The organism is Variovorax sp. FG153 (assembly GCF_057809595.1).
Genome location: NZ_JBMDKG010000028.1, coordinates 91,866 through 110,461 on the forward strand (window position 1 = coordinate 91,866; position 18,596 = coordinate 110,461).

The following is an 18,596-nucleotide window of genomic DNA, read 5'->3' on the forward strand; positions in this document are numbered from 1 at the left end:
CGCCCGGCTGCGTACAGGGCAGGCGGACGAAACATGCGCGATGCGCGGGTGTTTCGAACGAACCATTTTTCTTTTGCGGGCGATGCCGACATGGCCAGAACCAAATCCGAGAACTTCGACGACATCCGAGCCACGATCCTCGACGTGGCCGCGTCCCTCTTCGCCAAGAACGGCTTTCGCAACACCAACATCATCGACATCGGCGCCGCCTGCAACGCGTCGAAGTCGCGCATGTACCACTACTTCCCGTCGAAGGAAGCGATGCTCGCGGAGATGCTCGGCGAGCACGTGAGCGCGCTGGTGGCGATCGCCTCGGACCTGGTGTCGGCGCCCATCGATCCGCGCGCGCGGCTGCGCAACTACTTCCTCGCGCACCTCAAGTACTACTACGAGCAGCGCGACCGCCACACCGTGCTGATCGAGGACGTCTACCACCTGCCCGAGGAGGTGCGCGCGCAGGTGAATGCCAACGAGCAGAAGCTCGTGGGCTTCCTGTGCGCGCTGCTGCGCGAGATCAACGCGCAGAAGTTCAAGGACCGCCAGGCCGCGACCACGCACGCGATGCTGATGTACGGCATGCTGAACTGGACCTACACCTGGTACCAGCCCACCGGGCGCCTGAGCCTCGAGACGCTGGCCGACCAGGCGAGCGACATGTGCCTGCACGGCATCGTGTAGGCGTGCGCGGCCGCGGGATCAACCAGCCGTTGGCTGGCCGTGCAGCGTGCCGAGCCAGTCGGCGAGCGCGGCGATGGCCGGCTCCTGCGCGCGGCGCCTGAGCACGCACAGCGAGATGCGGTCGCCGCTGGGCACGAAGCCGAGCGGGGCCGCGATGCGCGCCTGCGCGAGCTCCTCGCGCACCAGCACGGAGGGCGCGATGCCCACGCCGAGCCCGGCGATGGCGGCCTGGATCATGTAGATCCACTGGCCGAAGGAACGCCGCGGCCGCAGTCGCGCGGCGTCCAGCCCATTGGCCTGCGCCCAGATCGTCCAGCCGGCCGGATAGGACTCGGTGCCGAGCAGCGCGTGCGACAGCACGTCCCGTGGCCGGGCCAGCGTCTTCGCCTGCGCGGGCGTGCAGATCGGCCCGATGTCGTTGTCGGCCAGCAGGATCTCGCTCACCTCGCGCGGATGCGTCCCTCGGCCGCAGTAGACCAGCGCATCGATATGCCCCGCGCGCAGCCGGCCGAGGTCGCTGCCGGTCTGCAGGTTGAGCACGACCTGCGGATGCCGCGCCTCGAAATCGTCGAGCCGCGGGATCAGCCACTGCAGCATGAAGCTGCCGGGGCAGGCCAGCGTCAGCGCGGTGGCGGGCCGCTGGCCGCGGATCTCGGCGCAGACCGTGCCGATGTCGTCGAGCGCCCGCGCGGTGCTCGCGAACAGCCGCCGGCCGGCGTCGGTCAGCGTCACGCCCGCGGCATGGCGGTCGAACAGCTTGCAGCCGAGCCACGATTCGATGAGCCGGAGCTGGTGGCTCACCGCGCTGTGCGTGACGCTGAGCTTGTCGGCCGCGCCGACCACGCTGCCGGCCTGCGCGGCCGCGGCGAAGGCGCGCAGGGCCGTCAGCGGGGGGAGTTGCTGGAGGTCCATGGTGTGAATTGATTTCACGGCCAGTGTAGAGAAGGATCGCTGGCGAAGGGAGGGGAACCGGCTTATCTTGAGCGGCTTCCGCTCCATCCCCTGCCCACCGTCAGCCATGTCCTCGAACGCCTCGCCGCGCGGCACCGCCGTCCTTCTCCTCGCGATCGTCATCGGTGCCTGGGGCGTCAACTGGAGCGTCGGCAAGGTGGTGCTGGAACACGTGACGCCGATCTGGGCCACCACCCTGCGCATGGTGCCGGCGTGCATCGTGCTGTGGGTGGTGCTGCCGGCCTCGGGCCGGCTGGCCGTGCCCACGCGGCACGACCTGCCGGTGATCCTGAGCGTCGGCCTGCTGCACATGGTGGCCTTCTCGGTGCTGGCCGCGCTGGGCTTGCAGTACCTGAGCGCGGGCCGCTCGGTGGTGCTGGCCTACACCACGCCGCTGTGGGTGCTGCCCGCGGCCCGCTTCTTCCTCGGCGAAGCCTTCACCGCGCGCCGCGCCGCCGGCCTGGGGCTCGGCGTGGCGGGGCTGCTGGTGCTGCTGCAGCCCGCGGCCGTCGACTGGCGCGATGCCGACGTGGTGCGCGGCCACGGTCTGATCCTCCTGGCCGCGGCCTGTTGGGCCGCCTGCATCGTCTACGGACGCGCCCATCGGTGGACCACGCCGCCGTTCCAGCTGCTGCCCTGGCAGATGCTGCTGGCGAGCATCGCGCAACTGCTGCTCGCGCTGGCCATCGAGGGCGTGCCGCGCATCGCGTGGTCGATGGAGCTGATCGCGCTGCTGGGCTACAGCAACCTCATCGGCACCGTGCTGGCCTACTGGGCGATGAACACCGTGAACCGCGACCTGCCGGCCTCCGTGACCTCGATGGGGTTGCTGGGCGTGCCGGTGGTGGGGCTGCTGGCGGCCGACCTCGCGCTGGGCGAAAGGCCCGATGGCGCGCTGCTGCTGGCGACGGGGCTGATCGTGGCGGGCATCGCGATCGGGACTTTGGTGCGGCGCGCACGGTAGCTTTCTGCAAGCCGTCGGCCAACGGTCCGCATCCCTGCGGTCCCCTTTTTGGCGCGATCGGATTTGTCGGGTGCTCCCCGCGCTCCTATTCTTTGCGCATGACTCGCCATGACACTTTTTCGGTGTCTCCCCTCGTTCTCGCAAAGTCCGGACTCCCCATCGAGCGGCTGTGCGAGCGCGCCGGCGTGAAGCCATCGAACGCGTGGAGCACGAGCGAGTTCTTCCGCATCTGGGCCGCGGCGGACGAGGCGTTCGACGACCCGTCCGCGGGACTTCGCTTCGGTGCCGAAGGGATCGCCCGGGGCTATGGCGTGGCCTCGATCGTGGCGCTGCACGCGCCCGACTTTCGCCGCGCGCTCGCGGCCCTCTCGCGCTACAAGCGACTGACCTGCCCCGAGCTCGTCGAGGTCGAGACGGTGGGCGAGCAGACGACGGTGCGCTATCGCTGGCTGCTGGCGACGAGCGAGGTGCCGCGCCTGCTCGTCGACATGACCATGGCCTCGCTGCGGGAGCTGGCGCGGCATGGCAGCGCCGGACGGATCGCGCCCCTTCGACTGGAACTGGCGCGTCGGCCCCGGCATCAGGCGCTGCTGCGCCGCCACTTCGGATGCCCCATCGTCTTCGGGGCCACGCACGACGCGATGGTGTTCGACCGCGCGGCGCTCGACGTGCCGTTCGTCACGGCGGACGGCGGGGCCTTCGCGCGGGTGCTCGAGGGCCTCGAGCAGAGGGCGGCCCACGGCGAGGGCCTGTCCCTGCTCGTGGCCGAGACCCGCGTGGCGATCGCGCGCCAGTTGAGCGAAGGCCTGCAACCCAGCATCGCGGCGGTGGCGAGCCGGCTCCACCTCAGCAGCCGCACGCTCCAGCGCCGCCTGGACGAATGCGAGACGAGCTTCCAGCAGCAGCTCGCCGCGGTGAGGCACACCACGGCGACACGGCTGCTCGCCAACACGGTGCTCGATCCGGTGGCCATTGCCATGCTGCTCGGCTTCGTCGAGCCCAATTCGTTCGCCCGCGCGTTTCGCGGCTGGGAGCGGACCACCCCTTCCCGTTGGCGCGAGCGTCAGACCGCCGACCAGGCATGAACCACGAAAGCACCCTCCCATGACCTCCACACGCGTCCTCGTCACAGGTGGCTCAGGCTTCATCGCCGGACACTGCATCCTCCAGCTCCTCGCGCAGGATCATCGCGTGCGGACCACCGTTCGATCGCTCGCCAGGGAGGCCGAGGTGCGGGCGTCGCTCGCGGAGGCGGGCATGGTGCACGGCGACAGGCTGAGCTTCGTCGCCGCCGACCTCATGCGCGACGAAGGCTGGGCGCAGGCCATGGCCGATGTCGATTTCGTGCTGCATGTGGCATCTCCGGTGCAGCCCGGGCACGTGGCGAACGAGGACGACCTGATCGCCCCCGCGCGCGAAGGCACGCTGCGCGTGCTGCGGGCCGCGCGCGACGCGGGCGTGAAGCGCGTCGTCCTCACCTCCGCGTTCCATGCCGTGAGCTGGGGACATCCCCACGGCACCCACACGTTCACCGAGAACGACTGGACCGTTCTCGACGGTCCCGGCGTCGATGCCTACGGCAGGAGCAAGACCCTCGCCGAGCGCGCGGCATGGTCCTTCATCGCCGCCGAGGGCGGCGGGCTGGAGCTCGCCACCATGCTTCCCGTCGCGGTGATGGGCCCGGTGCTGGGCAGGAACATCTCGGGGGCCAACCATCTGGTTCAGCGCATGCTCGATGGGGACATGCCGGGTTTCCCGAACCTGTTCATCCCGGTCGTCGACGTGCGCGACGTGGCGTGCGCGCACATCCTGGCGATGGACCGTCCAGGGGCCGCGGGCGAACGCTTCCTGCTCTCGAATGGCCAGGCGCTGGCGATGCGGGAGATCGGAGCCGTCGTCAAGGCCGCACTCGGCGAATCGGCCAGGCGCGTTCCGACCCGCACGATCCCGGACTTCGTGTTGCGCGTGGTCGCGCTCTTCAATGCCGGGCTTCGCCCCTTCATTCCCGATCTCGGCTACGCCAAGAAGACCTCCAACGAGAAGGCCAGGCAGGTGCTCGGCTGGACCCCACGCGACGCCCGCGAAGCCATCGCCGCGGCGGCGAAGAGCATGCTGGCCAGGGGATTGCTCAAGGCCTGAGCCCGCGGCCCGCTCAGGGCGAACGCGTGCCGATCTTCGGCGGCTCGGGCGGCACCCCGGGTGCGCCGGCCTGCAGCCAGGCGATCTTCGCGTCGACGAAGCGCAGCATCGCGGCCAACTCTTTCTGCTGCTGGCGCAGCCTGTCGCGCCGCGCGACCATGGCCTGCAGCATGCGGCCGCGGCCGCCGGCTCGGCGCTCGTTCATCAGCAACTGGATCTCGGCGAGCGACATGCCCATGGCCTGGCCCGCGCGGATCGCGGCCACCAGCCGCAGGTCGCGTGGCGAGAACTCGAGATAGGGCCGCGTGCCGCCGGCCAGGCCCGTCTTCGGCTGCAGCAGGCCGCTGCGCACATAGAAGCGGACGGTGGCGACGCTGAGGCCGGCCTGCTGCGAGAACTCTGCGATCCACATGAAGCGGCTCCGGTGACTTGACTATGAAATCGACTTCATAGTTATAACAAGCCCATCGACGCGCCACCAACCGAGGACTCGCCATGATGAACACCGTACCGCTGCTGCTGCTTCCCGGCCTCATGAACGACGCGCGCGTCTGGGATCCTTTGCGGCGGGCGCTGCCCGCCGGGCGCGATGTCGTCGTGTCGCCGACCGATGGGGCCGACACCATCGAGGCCCTGGCCGCCACGGCGCTGGCCGCGATGCCCGACGGAAGCTTCGCGGTGGCGGGTTTCTCGCTGGGCGGCTACGTCGCGCTCGAGGTGTGCCGGCAGGCCGGCTCCAGGATCGCGGGACTCGCCTTGCTCGACACCGGTGCGCGCGCCGATTCCGAAGAGGCCACGCAGAACCGGCGGCGGATGGTGGCGGCGCTGAGCTCGGGCGGCGCGAGCTTCGCCCAGGTGGTCGAGAGCTTCACGCCTCGCGTGATCCATCCGTCGCATGCGCAGGACCGCACGCTGCTCGAGCTGCTCGCCGACATGGCGCGGCAGGTCGGCGGCGAGGGCTTCACGCGGCAGCAGAAGGCCGCGATGCAGCGCCGCGACGCGCGCGAGCTGCTACCTGCGTTGACGGCGCCGGCCCTGGTGCTGTGCGGCCGCGAGGATCAGATCACGCCGCCGGCACTGAGCGAGGAGATGGCGGGCTTGCTGCCCGGCGATGCCGAGCTCGTCGTGGTGCCGCAGTGCGGCCACATGTCGACGCTGGAACAGCCCGCGGCCGTCGCCGAAGCCTTCTTGCGATGGCTCGCGCGCGTCGACGCCGCCGCCTCGCCGGCGCGCGGCGGCTGACGACCACGCCCCTTTCGATCGCGCCTTTTCCCGCGGCTTCGGGTAAGCCCTAGCTGCCGCCGGGTCTTCGTCTTCATTTATATTCCGTCCGGAAGGTTAAATAAAGAGACGATGACCGACATCACCAGCACCTGCGGATTTCTGGAGCAGCACTTCGACCGGATCGAGGAGGGCGCGCGCTTCCGCTCGCGTGGCCGCACCCTCACGGAAGCCGACATCCTCCAGTGGTGCGCGCTGACCGGCGACTGGTACGTGCTGCACACCGACGCGCACCATGCGGCGCGCACGCGCTTCGGCCAGCGCATCGCGCCGGGGCTGATGCTGCTGGCCTATGCGGCCGGGCTCGGCATCCCGCCCGCGGCGCCGGCGATCGTGGCGAACTACGGCAGCGACGCGCTGCGCTTCACCGCGCCGGCCTTCATCGGCGACACCATCCATCTGGAGGCCGCCGTGCTCGAGAAGACAGTGAAGCGCCCCGGCACCGATGGCGTGGTGCGGCTGCAGTGGAACGTCCACAACCAGAACGGGTTGCTGCTGATGGCCAGCGAGCTGCGCATCCTGATGGCCTTTGAGGGAGCCGCGCGATGAGCGGCGCCATCTCCACCGACGCGGTGCGCCTGACGCTGGAGTCCTCGCTCGCGGTCATCGCGATCGACCGGCCCGCCGCGAAGAACAGCCTGCGCCTCGACGAGATGACGGCGATCGCCGATGCGATCGGCGAGGCCGTGTCGGCCGGTGCGCGCGTGGTGCTGGTGCGCGGCACGCGCCATGCCTTCTGCGCCGGCCGCGATCTCAAGGACACGCATCCCGGCACCGACGACACGCTCGCGATCCTGCGCGAGCGGATCAACCCGGTGCTGGCCGCCGTGCGCGACTGCCCGGTGCCGACGATCGCCGCGGTGCAGGGCCCCGCGCTGGGCTTCGGCTTCGGGCTCGCGCTGGCCTGCGACATCGCGCTGGTCGCCGACGATGCGCTGCTCGGCAGCCCGTTCCGCAACATCGGCGCGGTGCTCGATTCGGGCGGCCATCATCACCTGCGCGAACGCGTCGGGCCGCACCGCGCGGCTGAGCTGATCTTCCTGGGCCGCCTGTTCTCGGGGCGCGAAGCCGCGGCCATGGGGCTCGTGAACCGCAGCGTGGCGGCCGAGGCGCTCGACGAGATCGCGCTGCGGATGGCGCGCGAGATCGCGAGCGGCCCGACCGCCGCCTTCGCCGCGTCGAAGCGCATCCTGTCGCGCGCGCGTTCCTTCGAGGAGACGCTCGAGCTCGAGGCGATCGCGCAGGCCGAGGCGCTGGCCGGGCCCGACGGCATCGAGGGCATCGGCGCCTTCCAGCAGAAGCGCAAGCCGCGCTTCATCGGACGCTAGGCGATGGACATGACCCAAACTCCCGAAGCAGCACGTTCGCCGCGCGCCCTGTTCCTCGCCGCGCTGGCCGAAGGCCGGCTGGCCTACCAGTTCGACCATGGCGCGGGCCGCGCGGTCTTTCCGCCGCAGGCCGTGGGTCCGGGTGGACAGCCGGGCGAACTCGAATGGCGCACCAGCCGCGGCGAGGGCACGGTCCACGCCTGCACCCAAGTGCAGCGGCGCGACGGCGCCTTCAACATCGCGCTGGTCGATCTCGACGAAGGCTTTCGCATGATGGCCACGGTGGTCGATGCGGCGCCTGGTGCGCTGCGCATCGGCCTGCGCGTGGCCGCGCGCATCGAGCCCTGGAACGATGCGCACCGCGTGGTGTTCGGAGCGCTCGCATGACCGCAACCAATCTGCGCGGCGCGGCCGCGATCGCCGGCATCGGCAGCACCGGCTTCGCGACGATGCCGGCCCTGTCTTCGCCGCTCGATGCGATGGCACTGGCCTCGGTGCGCGCGCTCGACGACGCGGGCCTCTCGCTGGCCGATGTCGACGGCGTGTTCGCGGCCGGGCTGCAGCTGTTCATGCCGACGCTGAGCCTGTGCGAATACCTGGGCCTGCGCCCGCGCTACACCGATTCGACCCAGGTCGGCGGCGGTGCCTTCCTTGCGCACCTCAACCATGCGCGCGCCGCGATCGCGGCCGGCCTGTGCTCGGTGGCACTGATCGCCTACGGCAGCACGCAGAAATCGGCGGGCGGGCAGTTCGCGACGCACTCCGAACCCAACCCCTACGAAGTGCCCTACGGCTACCCGGGCCCGCTCGCGGCCTATGCGATGGTCGCACAGCGCCACATGCACGAGTTCGGCACCACGCGCGAACAGCTCGCGCAGGTGGCGGTGAGCGCGCGCGACTGGGCGCGGCTCGACGCCGACGCGCCCGATCCCGGGCCGCTGAGCATCGAGGACGTGATCGCGGCGCGGCCGGTGGCGCATCCCTTCACCGTGCGCGACTGCTGCCTGGTGACCGACGGCGGCGGCGCGCTGGTCGTGGTCTCGGCCGAACGTGCCGCGCAGCTGCGGCGCAAGCCGGTCTACCTGCTCGGCGTGGGCGAGGCCGCCACGCACCGCAGCATCGCGCAGATGCCGGACCTGGTGCGCACCGCGGCCAGCGTGTCGTCGGCCACCGCCTATGCGCAGGCCGGCGTGGGACCGAAGGACATCGACGTGGTGCAGTTCTACGACGCCTTCACGATCATGCCGATCGTCTTCGCGGAGGACACGGGCTTCTGCGCCAAGGGCGAGGGCGGTGCCTTCCTCGATGGCGGCCGCGCCTCGCCGGGCGGCGACTTCCCGATGAACACCAGCGGCGGCGGACTCTCGCTCGGCCACCCCGGCATGTTCGGCATCTATACCGCGATCGAGTCGGTGGTGCAGCTGCGCGGCGATGCCGGCGCGCGCCAGGTGGCCGGCGCCGAGCTCGCGCTGGCCCATGCGCCGGGCGGCTACATGTCGAGCCAATGCACCGCGATCTTCGGCACCGCCGCCACGCTCTGAACCCACCATGACCCTCCAAGACCTGCAACTGAAACACGCCGGCCGCCTGGCCGATGCGATCGCCGCCGTGGCTCGCCGCGGCTACCACAGCGCCTATCCCGAGGATCCGACGCATCCCATTTACGCCGGCGGTTCGCGCGAAGCCGGCGAGGCCGCCGTGCGCGCGGCCTGGACGCGGCGCGACGGCGCGATCCGCGGCGACGAGCGCAGCGCCTTCGGCGTGCCCTTCGACACCGCCTATGCCGACGAGCCGGTCGATGTCATGCTCGTGCGCGCCGAAACCGCGGCGCCGGCCTGGGCCGCGCTGGACCCGGCCGCGCGCGCCGCGGTGGCGCTCGAGATCCTCGACGCGCTGCAGCAGCGCGCCTTCGAGATGGCTTTCGCCTGCATGCATGCCTGCGGCCAGCCGTTCGCGATGGCCTTCCAGGCCGGCACCGCGCATGCGCTGGACCGCGCGCTCGAGGCTGTGGCCATCGCCGTGCGCGAGATGGGCGCCTATCCGGCGCGCGTGCTCTGGGAGAAGCCCGATGCGCGCAGGCCGCTGCGCGTGGAGAAGAGCTTCGAGATCCTGCCGCGCGGCATCGCGGCCGTGATCGGCTGCGCCACCTTCCCGACCTGGAACTCCTACCCCGGCCTGTTCGCGAGCCTGGTCACGGGCAACCCGGTGGTCGTGAAGCCGCATCCCACGGCCGTGCTGCCGCTCGCGTTGTGCGTCGACACGGCGCGCACGGTGCTCGCGGGCCTGGGGCTCGACGCCGACGTGCTGCAGCTGCTGGTCGACACGCGCGCCTCGCCCAAGACCAAGGCGCTCGCGCTCGATGCGCGCGTGAAGCTGATCGACTTCACGGGCGGACCCGAGTTCGGCGACTGGCTCGAAAGCCACGCGCGCCAGGCCCATGTCTTTACCGAGAAGGCGGGCGTCAACGCGGTGCTGATCGAGGGCACCGGCGACTATCCCGGCCTGGTGCGCAACCTCGCGCTCACGCTGAGCCTCTACAGCGCCCAGATGTGCACCACGCCACAGAGCATCTACGTGTCGCGCGCGGGCATCCGGCTGCAGGACGGCGCGGCGAAGACGGTCGAGGATTTCAAGGCCGACCTCGCCGCGGCGGTGGCCAAGCTGGTCGCCGATCCGGTGCGCGCCATCGAATTGCTGGGCGCGATCCAGAGCGATGCCACCGAGGCGCGCGCCGTCGAAGCGGCATCGCTCGGCGAACCGGTGTTCGCCTCGCGCCGGCTCGCGCATCCCGATCTGCCCGATGCGGTGCTGCGCACGCCGGCCCTCTACGCCGTGTCACCCGAAGCCATCGACACCATCGCGCGCGAGCACTTCGGCCCGATCGGCCTGCTGATCGTGACAGAGGACGCCGACGCGGCGCTGCGGCACGCGCACGAAGTCACGCGCTCGCGCGGTGCGATCACCTGGTCGGTGTACTCACGCGACGAGGCCTTCGTGCGCCGCGCGAAGAACGCAGCCGCCGATGCCGGCGTGCACCTCACGCTCGACATGACCGGCCCGGTGCTGGTGAACCAGTCGGCCGCCTTCAGCGACCTGCACGTGAGCGGCCACAACGCCGCCGGCAACGCCGCGCTGTGCGACACCGCCTTCGTGCTGCCGCGCTTCCGCGTGCTGCAGACGCGCCGCTACCTCGCCGCCTGAAGCGCGGACTGCAGCCAAGACCAAAGGAGACGCCCCATGACCGAATCCCGCAATGCGCAGGCCGCGGCCGATGCCGCCGACGATTTCCTGTCGCTCGACGAACTGCAGGCGCGCCAGGACGCCAAGCTCGCCGCGCTCGGCCGCCGGCTCGCGCACTCGCCGCAGTGGCAGGCGCATTTCGCGGCGGCCGGCGCCTCGCCGCTCGACCTGAAGGACCGCGCCGCGCTGCAGGCGCTGCCGCTGCTCGAGAAGAGCCACCTGCGCGCGCTCTATCCGTACCCGCTGCTCACGGTGCCGCTCGAGCAGGTGGTGCGCTTCTGCGCGACTTCGGGCACCACGGGCCTGCCGGTGCTGTTCGGCTTCACGCAGAAGGACTGGGAAGACACGCTGGTGCGCCAGCTCGCGCGCATCTACCGCACCGTGGGCGTGCGCGCGGGCGATCGTGTCTACCAGGGCTATGGCTACGGCCTGTGGATCGGCGGCAGCTCGATGGACGAGGCGCTCAAGGCCTATGGCGCGGTCAACTTCCCCGTCGGCCCGGGCCGCGGCGAGCTGATGGTGCAGTGGCTGCGCGACCACCGCCACACGGTCACGACCATGTCGCCGCTGTGGCTGATGACGCTGATCCAGCAGGCGCGCAAGGCCGGCATCGATCCGCGCCGCGACTGGGCGCTGCGCGTGGGGCTGTTCGGCGGCCAGTCGGTGTCGGCCACCTTCCGCAGCGAGATGGAGGCGCTGATGCCCGAGGGCTTCCTGGCGCACAACATCTACGGCACCACCGAGGCCGGCGGACCGGTGCTCGGCGTCTCCTGCCCGCATTCGCACGGCGACGACGAGATGCACCTGGTCAACGACGACAGCGTGCTCAGCGAGATCCTCGACCCGCAGACCCTGCGCCCGGTGGCGCCGGGCGAGGTCGGCGAGATCGTCTTCACCACGCTCGACAAGGAGGCCTCGCCGGTGCTGCGCTGGCGCACGCGCGACCTGGTGCGACGCTCGGCCCAGCCCTACCGCTGCGCCTGCGGCCGCCATGCCTATGCGCGCATCGGCCGCATCATCGGCCGCTCGGACGACATGCTCAAGGTGCGCGGCGTGCTGGTCTATCCCTCGCAGATCGAGGACGTGATCGCGGGTGTCGAGGGCCTGGCCAAGGATGCCTGGCAGATCTACATCGACAGCGAGCGCAGCGTGCTCGACCACATGGAGGTGGCCGTGGAGCGCGTGCCGGGCACGGCCTGCGCGGGCGACGACCTGGCGCGCGAGGTGCGCGCGCGGCTCAAGGCCCGGCTGGGCCTCACGTGCGAGGTGCGCTGCCACGACGAGGGCGCGCTGCCGCGCTACGAGGCCAAGGCCACGCGCGTGCTGCGGCGCGGCGCCGTGGAGGCCAGCCCGACATGACGCACGCGACGCACACCACGCAAACCACGCCGGGCGCGCTGGCCGGCCTGCGCGTGATCGACCTGTCGCGCGTGCTCGGCGGTCCCTTCTGCACCCAGATGCTGGCCGACCATGGCGCGCAGGTGATCAAGGTCGAGCCGCCGCAGGGCGACGAGACGCGCGACTGGGGCCCGCCCTTCCTCGACGGTGCCGCTTCGTACTTCCTCGGCGTCAACCGCAACAAACAGGGCGTCGCGCTCGACCTCTCGCTGCCCGAGGGTCGCGCGCTGCTGCTGCGCCTGCTGGCGGACGCCGACGTGCTGGTCGAGAACTTCAAACCCGGCACGCTCGAGCGCTGGGGCATCGGCTACGAGGAGTTCCTGCGCGAACGCTTCCCGCGCCTGGTGCATTGCCGCGTCAGCGGCTTCGGCGCCGACGGCCCGCTGGGCGGCCTGCCCGGCTACGACGCGGTCGCGCAGGCCATGACCGGGCTGATGTCGGTCAACGGCGAACGCGGCGGCGCGCCGCTGCGCATGGGCATCCCGGTGATCGACATCGCGACCGGGCTGCACGCGGTCATCGGCATCCTGATGGCGCTGCGCGAGCGCGAGCTGTCGGGCCGGGGCCAGTCGGTCGAGGCCACGCTGTTCGACACCGGCGTCTCGCTGATGCATCCGCACCTGCCCAACCACTTCCTGTCGGGCCGCGTCGCGGGGCGCAGCGGCAACGCGCATCCCAACATCTGTCCCTACGATGCCTTCGCCACGCGCAGCTGCGGCGTGTTCATCGCCGTGGGCAACGACGGCCAGTTCCGCCGCCTGGTCGCGCTGCTGGGCCGCGCCGAGCTGGCCGACGATCCGCGCTTCGCGCACAACAGCGAGCGGCTCGCGAACGCGGCGGCGCTCAAGGCCGAACTCGAGGCGCTGCTGGCCACGCGCGACGGCGAGGCCATCGCGCAGGAGCTGATGCGCGCGGGCGTGCCCTGCGGCCCGGTGCTCGACGTCGGCGGGGTGCGCACGCATCCGCATGCGCTGCACCGCGAGCGCTTCGTCGAGGCCGGTGGCCAGATGGGCGTGGCCTCGGCCGTGTCGCTGTCGCGCACGCCGGCCAGCTACCGCACCGCGGCGCCGGCCTTCGGCGCGCACAGCCTCGAGGTGCTGCGCGCCGCCGGCCTCGGCGAAGCCGAACTCGCCGAAGCCACCCGCGCGGGCGCGATTCCGCATGCGCGTTCTTCCTTTGCCAATTGATATGCCGTCTGGAAGGCGAATCAATGATCCACCACCCCTCCCATCCGAACACATGACAAGGAGAGATTCCCGATGAACCCGTCCCCCACCCACCAGGACAACGCCCAGGACACCGCCGCGCTCGCGCGCGCGCTGACCTCGCCGCCCGAGCAGGTGCTCGCCATGCCCGATCCGCAGACCCTGCTCGCCGAGATCGAGGCCGCGCCCGGCATCGACGGGCCCAACATCTTCCCGCTCGAGTGGCATGTGGAGACGCCCAAGCTCTACGACATCTACGACGCCGCGCGCGATCCCGGCTGGTCGCCGCACACCTTGCCCTGGGACAGCTTGCGCGTGGAGGACTACAGCCTCGACCAGCGCTACGCCATGGCCTACTGGTTCTCGCTGCTCGCGGTGTTCGACGGCTCGGGGCCGTCGGTGTTCGCGCGCGCCATGATCCACACCTACGAGAGCAAGGAAGAGGATCCGGTGCGCAAGTGCTTCTTCTCGGTCGTGCGCGACGAGATGAACCACGAGGAAGTGTGCGGCCGCGCCATCAAGCGCCTCACGCCCGGCGGCCCGCTCGGCTACGTGCCCGAGACGCCGCTCGGGCATCTCGCGCGCAACAACATCGAGTGGCTCTACTACAACGGCTCGCGCTACTGGACCGGCTTCAAGAACGGCGTCGACAAGTACCCGCTCGCGATCCTGTTCACCTCCTTCCTGTTCGGCGAGGTGGCCTCGAGCACGCTGTTCCACGGCATGTACCAGCGCACCACCATCCCGGTGTTCAAGGAAGCCTTCAAGCGCATCGGCCAGGACGAGGGCCGCCACCTGGGCATCTGCCTGGCGGTGCTGCAGAAGCTGCTGCCGGTGCTCACCGAGGACGACAAGCAGATGATCAGCATCCAGCTGCGCGCGGGCTTCGTGTTCCTCTCGGGCATCCTGCACGAGCCGCCCGAGCAGTTCTGGAAGCTGCCGCCCACCTTCATCCCCGCGCAGCGCCAGATCGACGAGGTCGCGCGCAGCGCCGGCCTGGGCATCCTCACGCTCGACGAGCGCAAGGCCAACTGGAAGACGGCCGTGCTGCGCATGAAGGCCAACCTCGATCCCTACGGCATCGATTTCCCCGCGCTGCCCGAAGTCGGCATCGAGGGCAAGGAGGTGGTGTTCGATCCCGAGAAGGTGATCCCGATCTTCTAGGCCGCATGACATCGATGAACATGAGCCGAACGATCCTCGTCAACGAGGCGATCCGCTTCGGTGTCCCCGAGGGAGAGATCATCCTGGACGCCGCGCTGTCGCAGGGCGTGGTGCTGCCGCATCAGTGCCGCGGCGCCTCCTGCGGCATGTGCAAGGCGCGCGTCACGCAGGGCACGGTCGACAACGGCTGGTCGCTGGGCCTCGCGATCTCCGACCAGGAGATCGCCGAGGGCTTCTGCCTGATGTGCCAGGCACGGCCTTTGAGCGAGGAGGTGCACTTGCGGACCGTGCAGCCGATCCCGGGCGGCGAGGGCTCGGCCGTGCAGAGCTTCGAGGCGCGCGTGCTGTGCAACACCCCGCTCACGCCGCGCGTGCGGCGGCTGGTGCTGCAGGCGAGCGAGCCGCTGCGCTTCGAGGCGCAGGCCGGCGCCTATGTCGAGCTCGCGCTGCCGGGACTTTCGCCGCACCGGCGCTACAGCCTCGCAACCGTGCCTTCGAGCACGGGCCTGATCGAGCTGCTGGTGGCGCGTCATCCGGGCGGCGCGGCCAGCGGCCACATCCACGACCTGCTGCAGCCCGGCGACAGCGTCGGCGTGACCGGGCCCTACGGCACCTGCCGGCTGCCCGAAGGCGAGGGCCCGGTGCTCGGCCTCGCGGGCGGCACCGGCCTGGCGCCCGTGCTCTCGATCATGGAGGACGCGCTCGCGCACGGCGACACCAGCCCGATGACGCTGCTGTTCTCGGTGCGCGACGACGCCGAGCTGATGCTGATGGACCGCCTCGCGGGGCTGGCCCGCGCGCATCCGAACTTCCGCTATGCGCTGCTGGTGACCGAGGCGCGTAGCCGCTTTAGTACCAGGCAGCAGTACGCGCCCTCGTGGCTGCGCGAGAACCACGGTTCGCTGGCCGGCGCCCGCGCGGTGATCGGCGGCTCGCCGGGCTTCGTCGCCGCCTGTTCCGACACCTGCATCGCGCTGGGCATGGCGAGCACGGCGATCTCCGCCGACAGCTTCACGCCGGTGGCGCAGACCTAGCGAGCTTTCGATTCTTTTCCCGGTACGACAGACACATAAAAGGAGACAACGATGATCGAGATTGCAAAGGCCCGCTTCCGGGCCGCCGCCTTCGGCGCGGCACTGTGCTTCGCGGCGCTTTCGGGCGCGCGGGCCGATATCAACGTGGGCGTGGTGGTCTCGGCCACCGGGCCCGCGGCCTCGGTGGGCGTGACCCAGCAGCGCACGGTGTCGGTGCTGCCCGCCACCGCGGGCGGCGAGAAGGTCAACTACATCCTGCTCGACGACGCGTCCGACACCTCGACCACGGTCAAGAACGTGCGCAAGCTGATCTCCGAGTCGGCGATCGACCTGCTGATCGGGCCGAGCCTCACGCCCAACTCGCTGGCCGTGCTCGACGTGCTGGTGGAGAGCGGCACGCCGATGATCAGCCTCGCGGGCTCGGGCGCCATCGTCGAGCCGGTGGACGACCGCAAGCGCTGGGCCTTCAAGACGCCGCAGAGCGACACCCACATGGCGACCGCGATCATCCAGCACATGGCCGACAACGGCGTGAAGCGCGTGGCCTTCATCGGCTTCAACGACGCCTACGGCGAAGGCTGGTGGCGCGAGTTCGGCAAGCTCGCCGAGCTGCGCAAGATCGAGGTGGTGGCCAACGAGCGCTACACGCGCACCGATGCCTCGGTCACCGGGCAGGTGCTCAAGCTGCTGGCCTCGCAGCCCGACGCGGTGTTCATCGCGGCCTCGGGCACGCCCGCGGTGCTGCCGCAGGCCACGCTGTTCGACCGCGGCTACCGCGGCAAGGTCTACCAGACCCATGGCGTGGCGAACAACGACTTCCTGCGCGTGGGTGGCGCCAAGCTCGAGGGCACCTTCGTGCCGGCCGGCCCGGTGCTGGTGGCCGAGCAGCTGCCCGACAGCCATCCGGCGAAGAAGCCTTCGCTCGAATTCATCCGCAAGTACGAGGCGCTGCCCAACGCGGGCCACCGCTCCACCTTCGCCGCCTACCTCTGGGATGCGGCGTTGATCCTGCAGGACGCGGCGCCGCGCGCGCTCAAGGGCGCGAAGCCCGGCACGCCCGAGTTCCGCAAGGCGCTGCGCGACGCGATCGAGTCCACGCAGGACCTGCATGCCACCAACGGCGTCTACAGCCTCGGGCCCAAGGACCACATCGGCCTGGACCAGCGCAGCCGGGTGATGGTGCGCATCGAGAAGGGCAGCTGGAAGTACATCCCCTGACGCGCGGCGGACCCTACAGATCATGGACATGCAGATCTTCGGCCTGCTGGTGCAGGACGGCCTCGCGAGCGGCGCGGTCTACGTGCTGCTGGCGCTGGCGCTCGTGATGGTCTTCACCGTCACGCGCATCGTGTTCGTCCCGCAGGGCGAATTCGTCAGCGCCAGCGTGCTGACCATCGCGGCCTTCCAGCAGGGCCAGGCGCCGGGGCTGGCGGTGCCGGTGGCGGCGGTGGCCCTGCTGGCCTGCGGCATGGAAACCGCCGAGCGCCTGCGGCAGCGCAACCTCGCGGGGCTGGGCGGCCGGCTCGCGCTGCTCGGCGCGCTGCCGCTGGCGGCCTGCGCCTTCGCCTGGTTCGGCGTCGATGCGCGCTCGCCGGCCTGGATGCAGACGGCCGCGGCGGTGGCGCTGGTCACGGCGATGGGGCCGCTGATCTACCGCACCGTGTTTCGGCCGATGGGCAATGCCTCGCCGCTGGTGCTGCTGGTGGCGGCGATCGCGCTGCACTTCGTGCTGGTGGCGCTGGGCCTGTACGTGTTCGGGCCCGAGGGCTCGCGGCTGCCGGGCTTCGAACTGCCGGCCGGCCTGCTCGCGGGGCTGCCGGTGGCGCCGCAGACACTGGCGGTGGTGGCGGCGAGCGCCGTGCTCGTGGCCGTGTTCTTCGCCTTCTTCGGCCACTCGCTGAGCGGCAAGGCGCTGCGCGCCACCGCCGTGTGCCGCGACGGCGCGCGGCTGGTCGGCATCTCGCCTGACCACTCGGGCGAACTGGCGCTGACCATCGCCGCCTTCATCGGCGCGGTCTCGGGCGTGCTGATCGGCCCGTTCACCACCATCTACTACGACTCGGGCTTCCTGCTCGCGCTCAAGGGCTTCGTCGGCGCGATCGTCGGCGGGCTCTCGGGCTACGTCCTCGCCGCCGCGGGCTCGCTCGTGGTGGGCCTGCTCGAGGCCTTCTCGTCCTACGGCGCGAGCGCCGCCAAGGAGATCATCGTGTTCGCATTGATCGTGCCGCTGCTGCTGTGGCGTTCGCTGGCCGACCCGCATTCGCAGGAGGCTGCATGACGCTTCGTTCCTGGATGCTCGCGGCCGTTGCCATGGCGGCCGCGGCCGGCTTGGCGCTGTTCGCCTCGAGCTACTACGTCACGCTCGCGAGCTTCGTGCTGCTCTACGCCACGGTGGCGCTCGGGCTCACCTTGATGACCGGCTTCGCGGGCCTGATCTCCTTCGGCCAGGCGGCCTTCGTCGGCATCGGCGCCTACGCGGCCGGCTACCTGGCGGTGGCGCACGGCGTGCCGGGCTGGGCCACGCTGCTGGCCGGCGTCGCGCTCGCCACGCTGTCGGCCGCGGGCATCGGCGCGCTCACGCTCTCGATGGGCGGTCATTACCTGTCGCTGGCCACGCTGGCCTGGGGCGTGGTCGTGTACTACGGGCTGGGCATCATCGAGCCGCTGGGCGGTTTCAACGGCCTCGCGGGCATTCCCGCGCTGAACCTGTTCGGCTTCGACTTCGCGTCCGAGCGCTCGATGTTCTGCCTGATCGCGCTGGGCTTCGCGCTGGCCTTCTGGCTGGTGCGCAACCTGCTCGATTCGCGGCTGGGCCGCGCGGTGCGCGCGCTGCGCGCCGGCGCCGACCTGCCCGAGGCCTTCGGCGCGCATGCGTTCCGGCTCAAGGTCGCGGTGTTCTGCACCGCCGCGGGCCTGGCCGGCATGGCGGGCTGGCTCTACGTCTACATGCAGCGCTTCCTCAATCCCACGCCCTTCGGGCTGCAGATGAGCATCGAGTACCTGTTCATGGCGGTGATGGGCGGCGTGGGCGCGCTGTGGGGCGCACTCGCGGGCGCGGGCGTGGTGGTGGTGCTCAAGCAGGTGCTGCAGGACGTGCTGCCGGCGCTGCTCGGCCGCTCGGGCAACTTCGAGATGGCGGTGTTCGGCGTGCTGATGCTGCTCATACTCGCGCGCGCCAACGCGGGGCTGTGGCCGCTGCTCGCGCGCTGGACGC

The 18,596-nt window shown here is 70.8% G+C and carries 19 protein-coding genes; 17 read left to right on the forward strand and 2 right to left on the reverse strand.

Translation table 11 applies throughout. The features are described 5' to 3' along the window. The first annotated feature begins 90 nt into the window (after positions 1-90). Positions 91-678, forward strand: coding sequence for a TetR/AcrR family transcriptional regulator (locus ACODT0_RS26425; RefSeq protein WP_093352991.1), 588 nt, complete (start codon positions 91-93; stop codon positions 676-678). 18 nt (positions 679-696) lie between these two features. Here the strand turns inward: ACODT0_RS26425 and ACODT0_RS26430 are convergent, their stop codons facing one another. Further along, on the reverse strand, positions 697-1,590 hold the full coding sequence (locus ACODT0_RS26430) for a LysR substrate-binding domain-containing protein (RefSeq protein WP_261216251.1): 894 nt from the start codon (positions 1,588-1,590) through the stop codon (positions 697-699). A 106-nt stretch (positions 1,591-1,696) separates the two neighbouring features. On the opposite strand from ACODT0_RS26430, the gene ACODT0_RS26435 reads away from it, so the two are divergent. From ACODT0_RS26435 to ACODT0_RS26445, 3 genes are all read left to right on the forward strand, one after another. Further along, complete coding sequence (locus tag ACODT0_RS26435) at positions 1,697-2,593, forward strand: DMT family transporter (RefSeq protein WP_261216253.1); 897 nt, start codon at positions 1,697-1,699, stop codon at positions 2,591-2,593. 98 nt (positions 2,594-2,691) lie between these two features. Next, the gene (locus tag ACODT0_RS26440; protein ID WP_261216254.1) at positions 2,692-3,678 is read left to right on the forward strand and encodes an AraC family transcriptional regulator; all 987 of its coding nucleotides are present in this window, start codon (positions 2,692-2,694) and stop codon (positions 3,676-3,678) included. Between the two features lie 19 nt (positions 3,679-3,697). Then, a complete protein-coding gene (locus ACODT0_RS26445; RefSeq protein ID WP_489042700.1) occupies positions 3,698-4,732 on the forward strand; it encodes an SDR family oxidoreductase in 1,035 nt (344 codons plus the stop codon). 13 nt (positions 4,733-4,745) lie between these two features. Here ACODT0_RS26445 and ACODT0_RS26450 read toward each other — a convergent pair whose 3' ends face one another. Then, entirely contained in the window at positions 4,746-5,144 is a 399-nt protein-coding gene (locus ACODT0_RS26450; RefSeq protein WP_261216256.1) for a helix-turn-helix domain-containing protein, read from the reverse strand. A gap of 83 nt (positions 5,145-5,227) precedes the next feature. Here ACODT0_RS26450 and ACODT0_RS26455 point away from each other — a divergent pair, with 83 nt between their 5' ends. The 13 genes from ACODT0_RS26455 to ACODT0_RS26515 form a co-directional block, all read left to right on the forward strand. After that, positions 5,228-5,974, forward strand: a complete 747-nt coding sequence (locus tag ACODT0_RS26455) for an alpha/beta fold hydrolase (protein WP_261216257.1) — start codon at positions 5,228-5,230, stop codon at positions 5,972-5,974. 111 nt (positions 5,975-6,085) lie between these two features. Then, positions 6,086-6,562 (forward strand): MaoC/PaaZ C-terminal domain-containing protein, encoded by a 477-nt coding sequence (locus tag ACODT0_RS26460; protein ID WP_057589761.1) that lies wholly within the window; start codon positions 6,086-6,088, stop codon positions 6,560-6,562. Next, positions 6,559-7,341 (forward strand): enoyl-CoA hydratase/isomerase family protein, encoded by a 783-nt coding sequence (locus ACODT0_RS26465; RefSeq protein ID WP_261216259.1) that lies wholly within the window; start codon positions 6,559-6,561, stop codon positions 7,339-7,341. Before ACODT0_RS26460 ends, ACODT0_RS26465 begins: the two co-directional genes overlap by 4 nt. Positions 7,342-7,350: 9 nt before the next feature. Next, the gene (locus ACODT0_RS26470) at positions 7,351-7,728 is read left to right on the forward strand and encodes a Zn-ribbon domain-containing OB-fold protein (RefSeq protein ID WP_261216261.1); all 378 of its coding nucleotides are present in this window, start codon (positions 7,351-7,353) and stop codon (positions 7,726-7,728) included. Beyond that, positions 7,725-8,882 carry an acetyl-CoA acetyltransferase gene (locus ACODT0_RS26475; protein ID WP_422099422.1) on the forward strand — a complete coding sequence of 386 codons (1,158 nt, stop codon included), beginning with the start codon at positions 7,725-7,727 and terminating at the stop codon, positions 8,880-8,882. The genes ACODT0_RS26470 and ACODT0_RS26475 overlap by 4 nt, the downstream gene beginning before the upstream one ends. A 7-nt stretch (positions 8,883-8,889) precedes the next feature. Then, positions 8,890-10,542 (forward strand): phenylacetic acid degradation protein PaaN, encoded by a 1,653-nt coding sequence (gene paaN / locus ACODT0_RS26480; protein ID WP_489042701.1) that lies wholly within the window; start codon positions 8,890-8,892, stop codon positions 10,540-10,542. A gap of 36 nt (positions 10,543-10,578) precedes the next feature. After that, complete coding sequence (locus tag ACODT0_RS26485; protein ID WP_489042702.1) at positions 10,579-11,940, forward strand: phenylacetate--CoA ligase family protein; 1,362 nt, start codon at positions 10,579-10,581, stop codon at positions 11,938-11,940. Further along, a complete protein-coding gene (locus ACODT0_RS26490; RefSeq protein WP_489042703.1) occupies positions 11,937-13,166 on the forward strand; it encodes a CaiB/BaiF CoA transferase family protein in 1,230 nt (409 codons plus the stop codon). The genes ACODT0_RS26485 and ACODT0_RS26490 overlap by 4 nt, the downstream gene beginning before the upstream one ends. A gap of 72 nt (positions 13,167-13,238) precedes the next feature. After that, on the forward strand, positions 13,239-14,348 hold the full coding sequence (locus ACODT0_RS26495) for a hypothetical protein (protein WP_296732297.1): 1,110 nt from the start codon (positions 13,239-13,241) through the stop codon (positions 14,346-14,348). 20 nt (positions 14,349-14,368) lie between these two features. Continuing rightward, the gene (locus ACODT0_RS26500; protein WP_422099416.1) at positions 14,369-15,382 is read left to right on the forward strand and encodes a 2Fe-2S iron-sulfur cluster-binding protein; all 1,014 of its coding nucleotides are present in this window, start codon (positions 14,369-14,371) and stop codon (positions 15,380-15,382) included. A gap of 51 nt (positions 15,383-15,433) precedes the next feature. Continuing rightward, positions 15,434-16,600 carry an ABC transporter substrate-binding protein gene (locus ACODT0_RS26505; protein ID WP_479668954.1) on the forward strand — a complete coding sequence of 389 codons (1,167 nt, stop codon included), beginning with the start codon at positions 15,434-15,436 and terminating at the stop codon, positions 16,598-16,600. A 22-nt stretch (positions 16,601-16,622) separates the two neighbouring features. After that, positions 16,623-17,660, forward strand: coding sequence for a branched-chain amino acid ABC transporter permease (locus tag ACODT0_RS26510; protein ID WP_489042704.1), 1,038 nt, complete (start codon positions 16,623-16,625; stop codon positions 17,658-17,660). Further along, positions 17,657-18,596: branched-chain amino acid ABC transporter permease (locus tag ACODT0_RS26515; RefSeq protein WP_489042705.1), on the forward strand; the 940-nt coding region annotated here is incomplete at its 3' end. The genes ACODT0_RS26510 and ACODT0_RS26515, both read left to right, overlap by 4 nt.

Coding starts and splice junctions, on each gene's coding strand:
- ACODT0_RS26495 (WP_296732297.1), top strand. CDS start 13,239: ATGAACCCGTCCCCCACCCACCAGGACAACGCCCAGGACACCGCCGCG.
- ACODT0_RS26490 (WP_489042703.1), top strand. CDS start 11,937: ATGACGCACGCGACGCACACCACGCAAACCACGCCGGGCGCGCTGGCC.
- ACODT0_RS26445 (WP_489042700.1), top strand. CDS start 3,698: ATGACCTCCACACGCGTCCTCGTCACAGGTGGCTCAGGCTTCATCGCC.
- ACODT0_RS26465 (WP_261216259.1), top strand. CDS start 6,559: ATGAGCGGCGCCATCTCCACCGACGCGGTGCGCCTGACGCTGGAGTCC.
- ACODT0_RS26510 (WP_489042704.1), top strand. CDS start 16,623: ATGGACATGCAGATCTTCGGCCTGCTGGTGCAGGACGGCCTCGCGAGC.
- ACODT0_RS26500 (WP_422099416.1), top strand. CDS start 14,369: ATGAGCCGAACGATCCTCGTCAACGAGGCGATCCGCTTCGGTGTCCCC.
- ACODT0_RS26450 (WP_261216256.1), bottom strand. CDS start 5,144: ATGTGGATCGCAGAGTTCTCGCAGCAGGCCGGCCTCAGCGTCGCCACC.
- ACODT0_RS26430 (WP_261216251.1), bottom strand. CDS start 1,590: ATGGACCTCCAGCAACTCCCCCCGCTGACGGCCCTGCGCGCCTTCGCC.
- ACODT0_RS26440 (WP_261216254.1), top strand. CDS start 2,692: ATGACTCGCCATGACACTTTTTCGGTGTCTCCCCTCGTTCTCGCAAAG.
- paaN (WP_489042701.1), top strand. CDS start 8,890: ATGACCCTCCAAGACCTGCAACTGAAACACGCCGGCCGCCTGGCCGAT.
- ACODT0_RS26470 (WP_261216261.1), top strand. CDS start 7,351: ATGACCCAAACTCCCGAAGCAGCACGTTCGCCGCGCGCCCTGTTCCTC.
- ACODT0_RS26460 (WP_057589761.1), top strand. CDS start 6,086: ATGACCGACATCACCAGCACCTGCGGATTTCTGGAGCAGCACTTCGAC.
- ACODT0_RS26505 (WP_479668954.1), top strand. CDS start 15,434: ATGATCGAGATTGCAAAGGCCCGCTTCCGGGCCGCCGCCTTCGGCGCG.
- ACODT0_RS26425 (WP_093352991.1), top strand. CDS start 91: ATGGCCAGAACCAAATCCGAGAACTTCGACGACATCCGAGCCACGATC.
- ACODT0_RS26455 (WP_261216257.1), top strand. CDS start 5,228: ATGATGAACACCGTACCGCTGCTGCTGCTTCCCGGCCTCATGAACGAC.
- ACODT0_RS26435 (WP_261216253.1), top strand. CDS start 1,697: ATGTCCTCGAACGCCTCGCCGCGCGGCACCGCCGTCCTTCTCCTCGCG.
- ACODT0_RS26475 (WP_422099422.1), top strand. CDS start 7,725: ATGACCGCAACCAATCTGCGCGGCGCGGCCGCGATCGCCGGCATCGGC.
- ACODT0_RS26485 (WP_489042702.1), top strand. CDS start 10,579: ATGACCGAATCCCGCAATGCGCAGGCCGCGGCCGATGCCGCCGACGAT.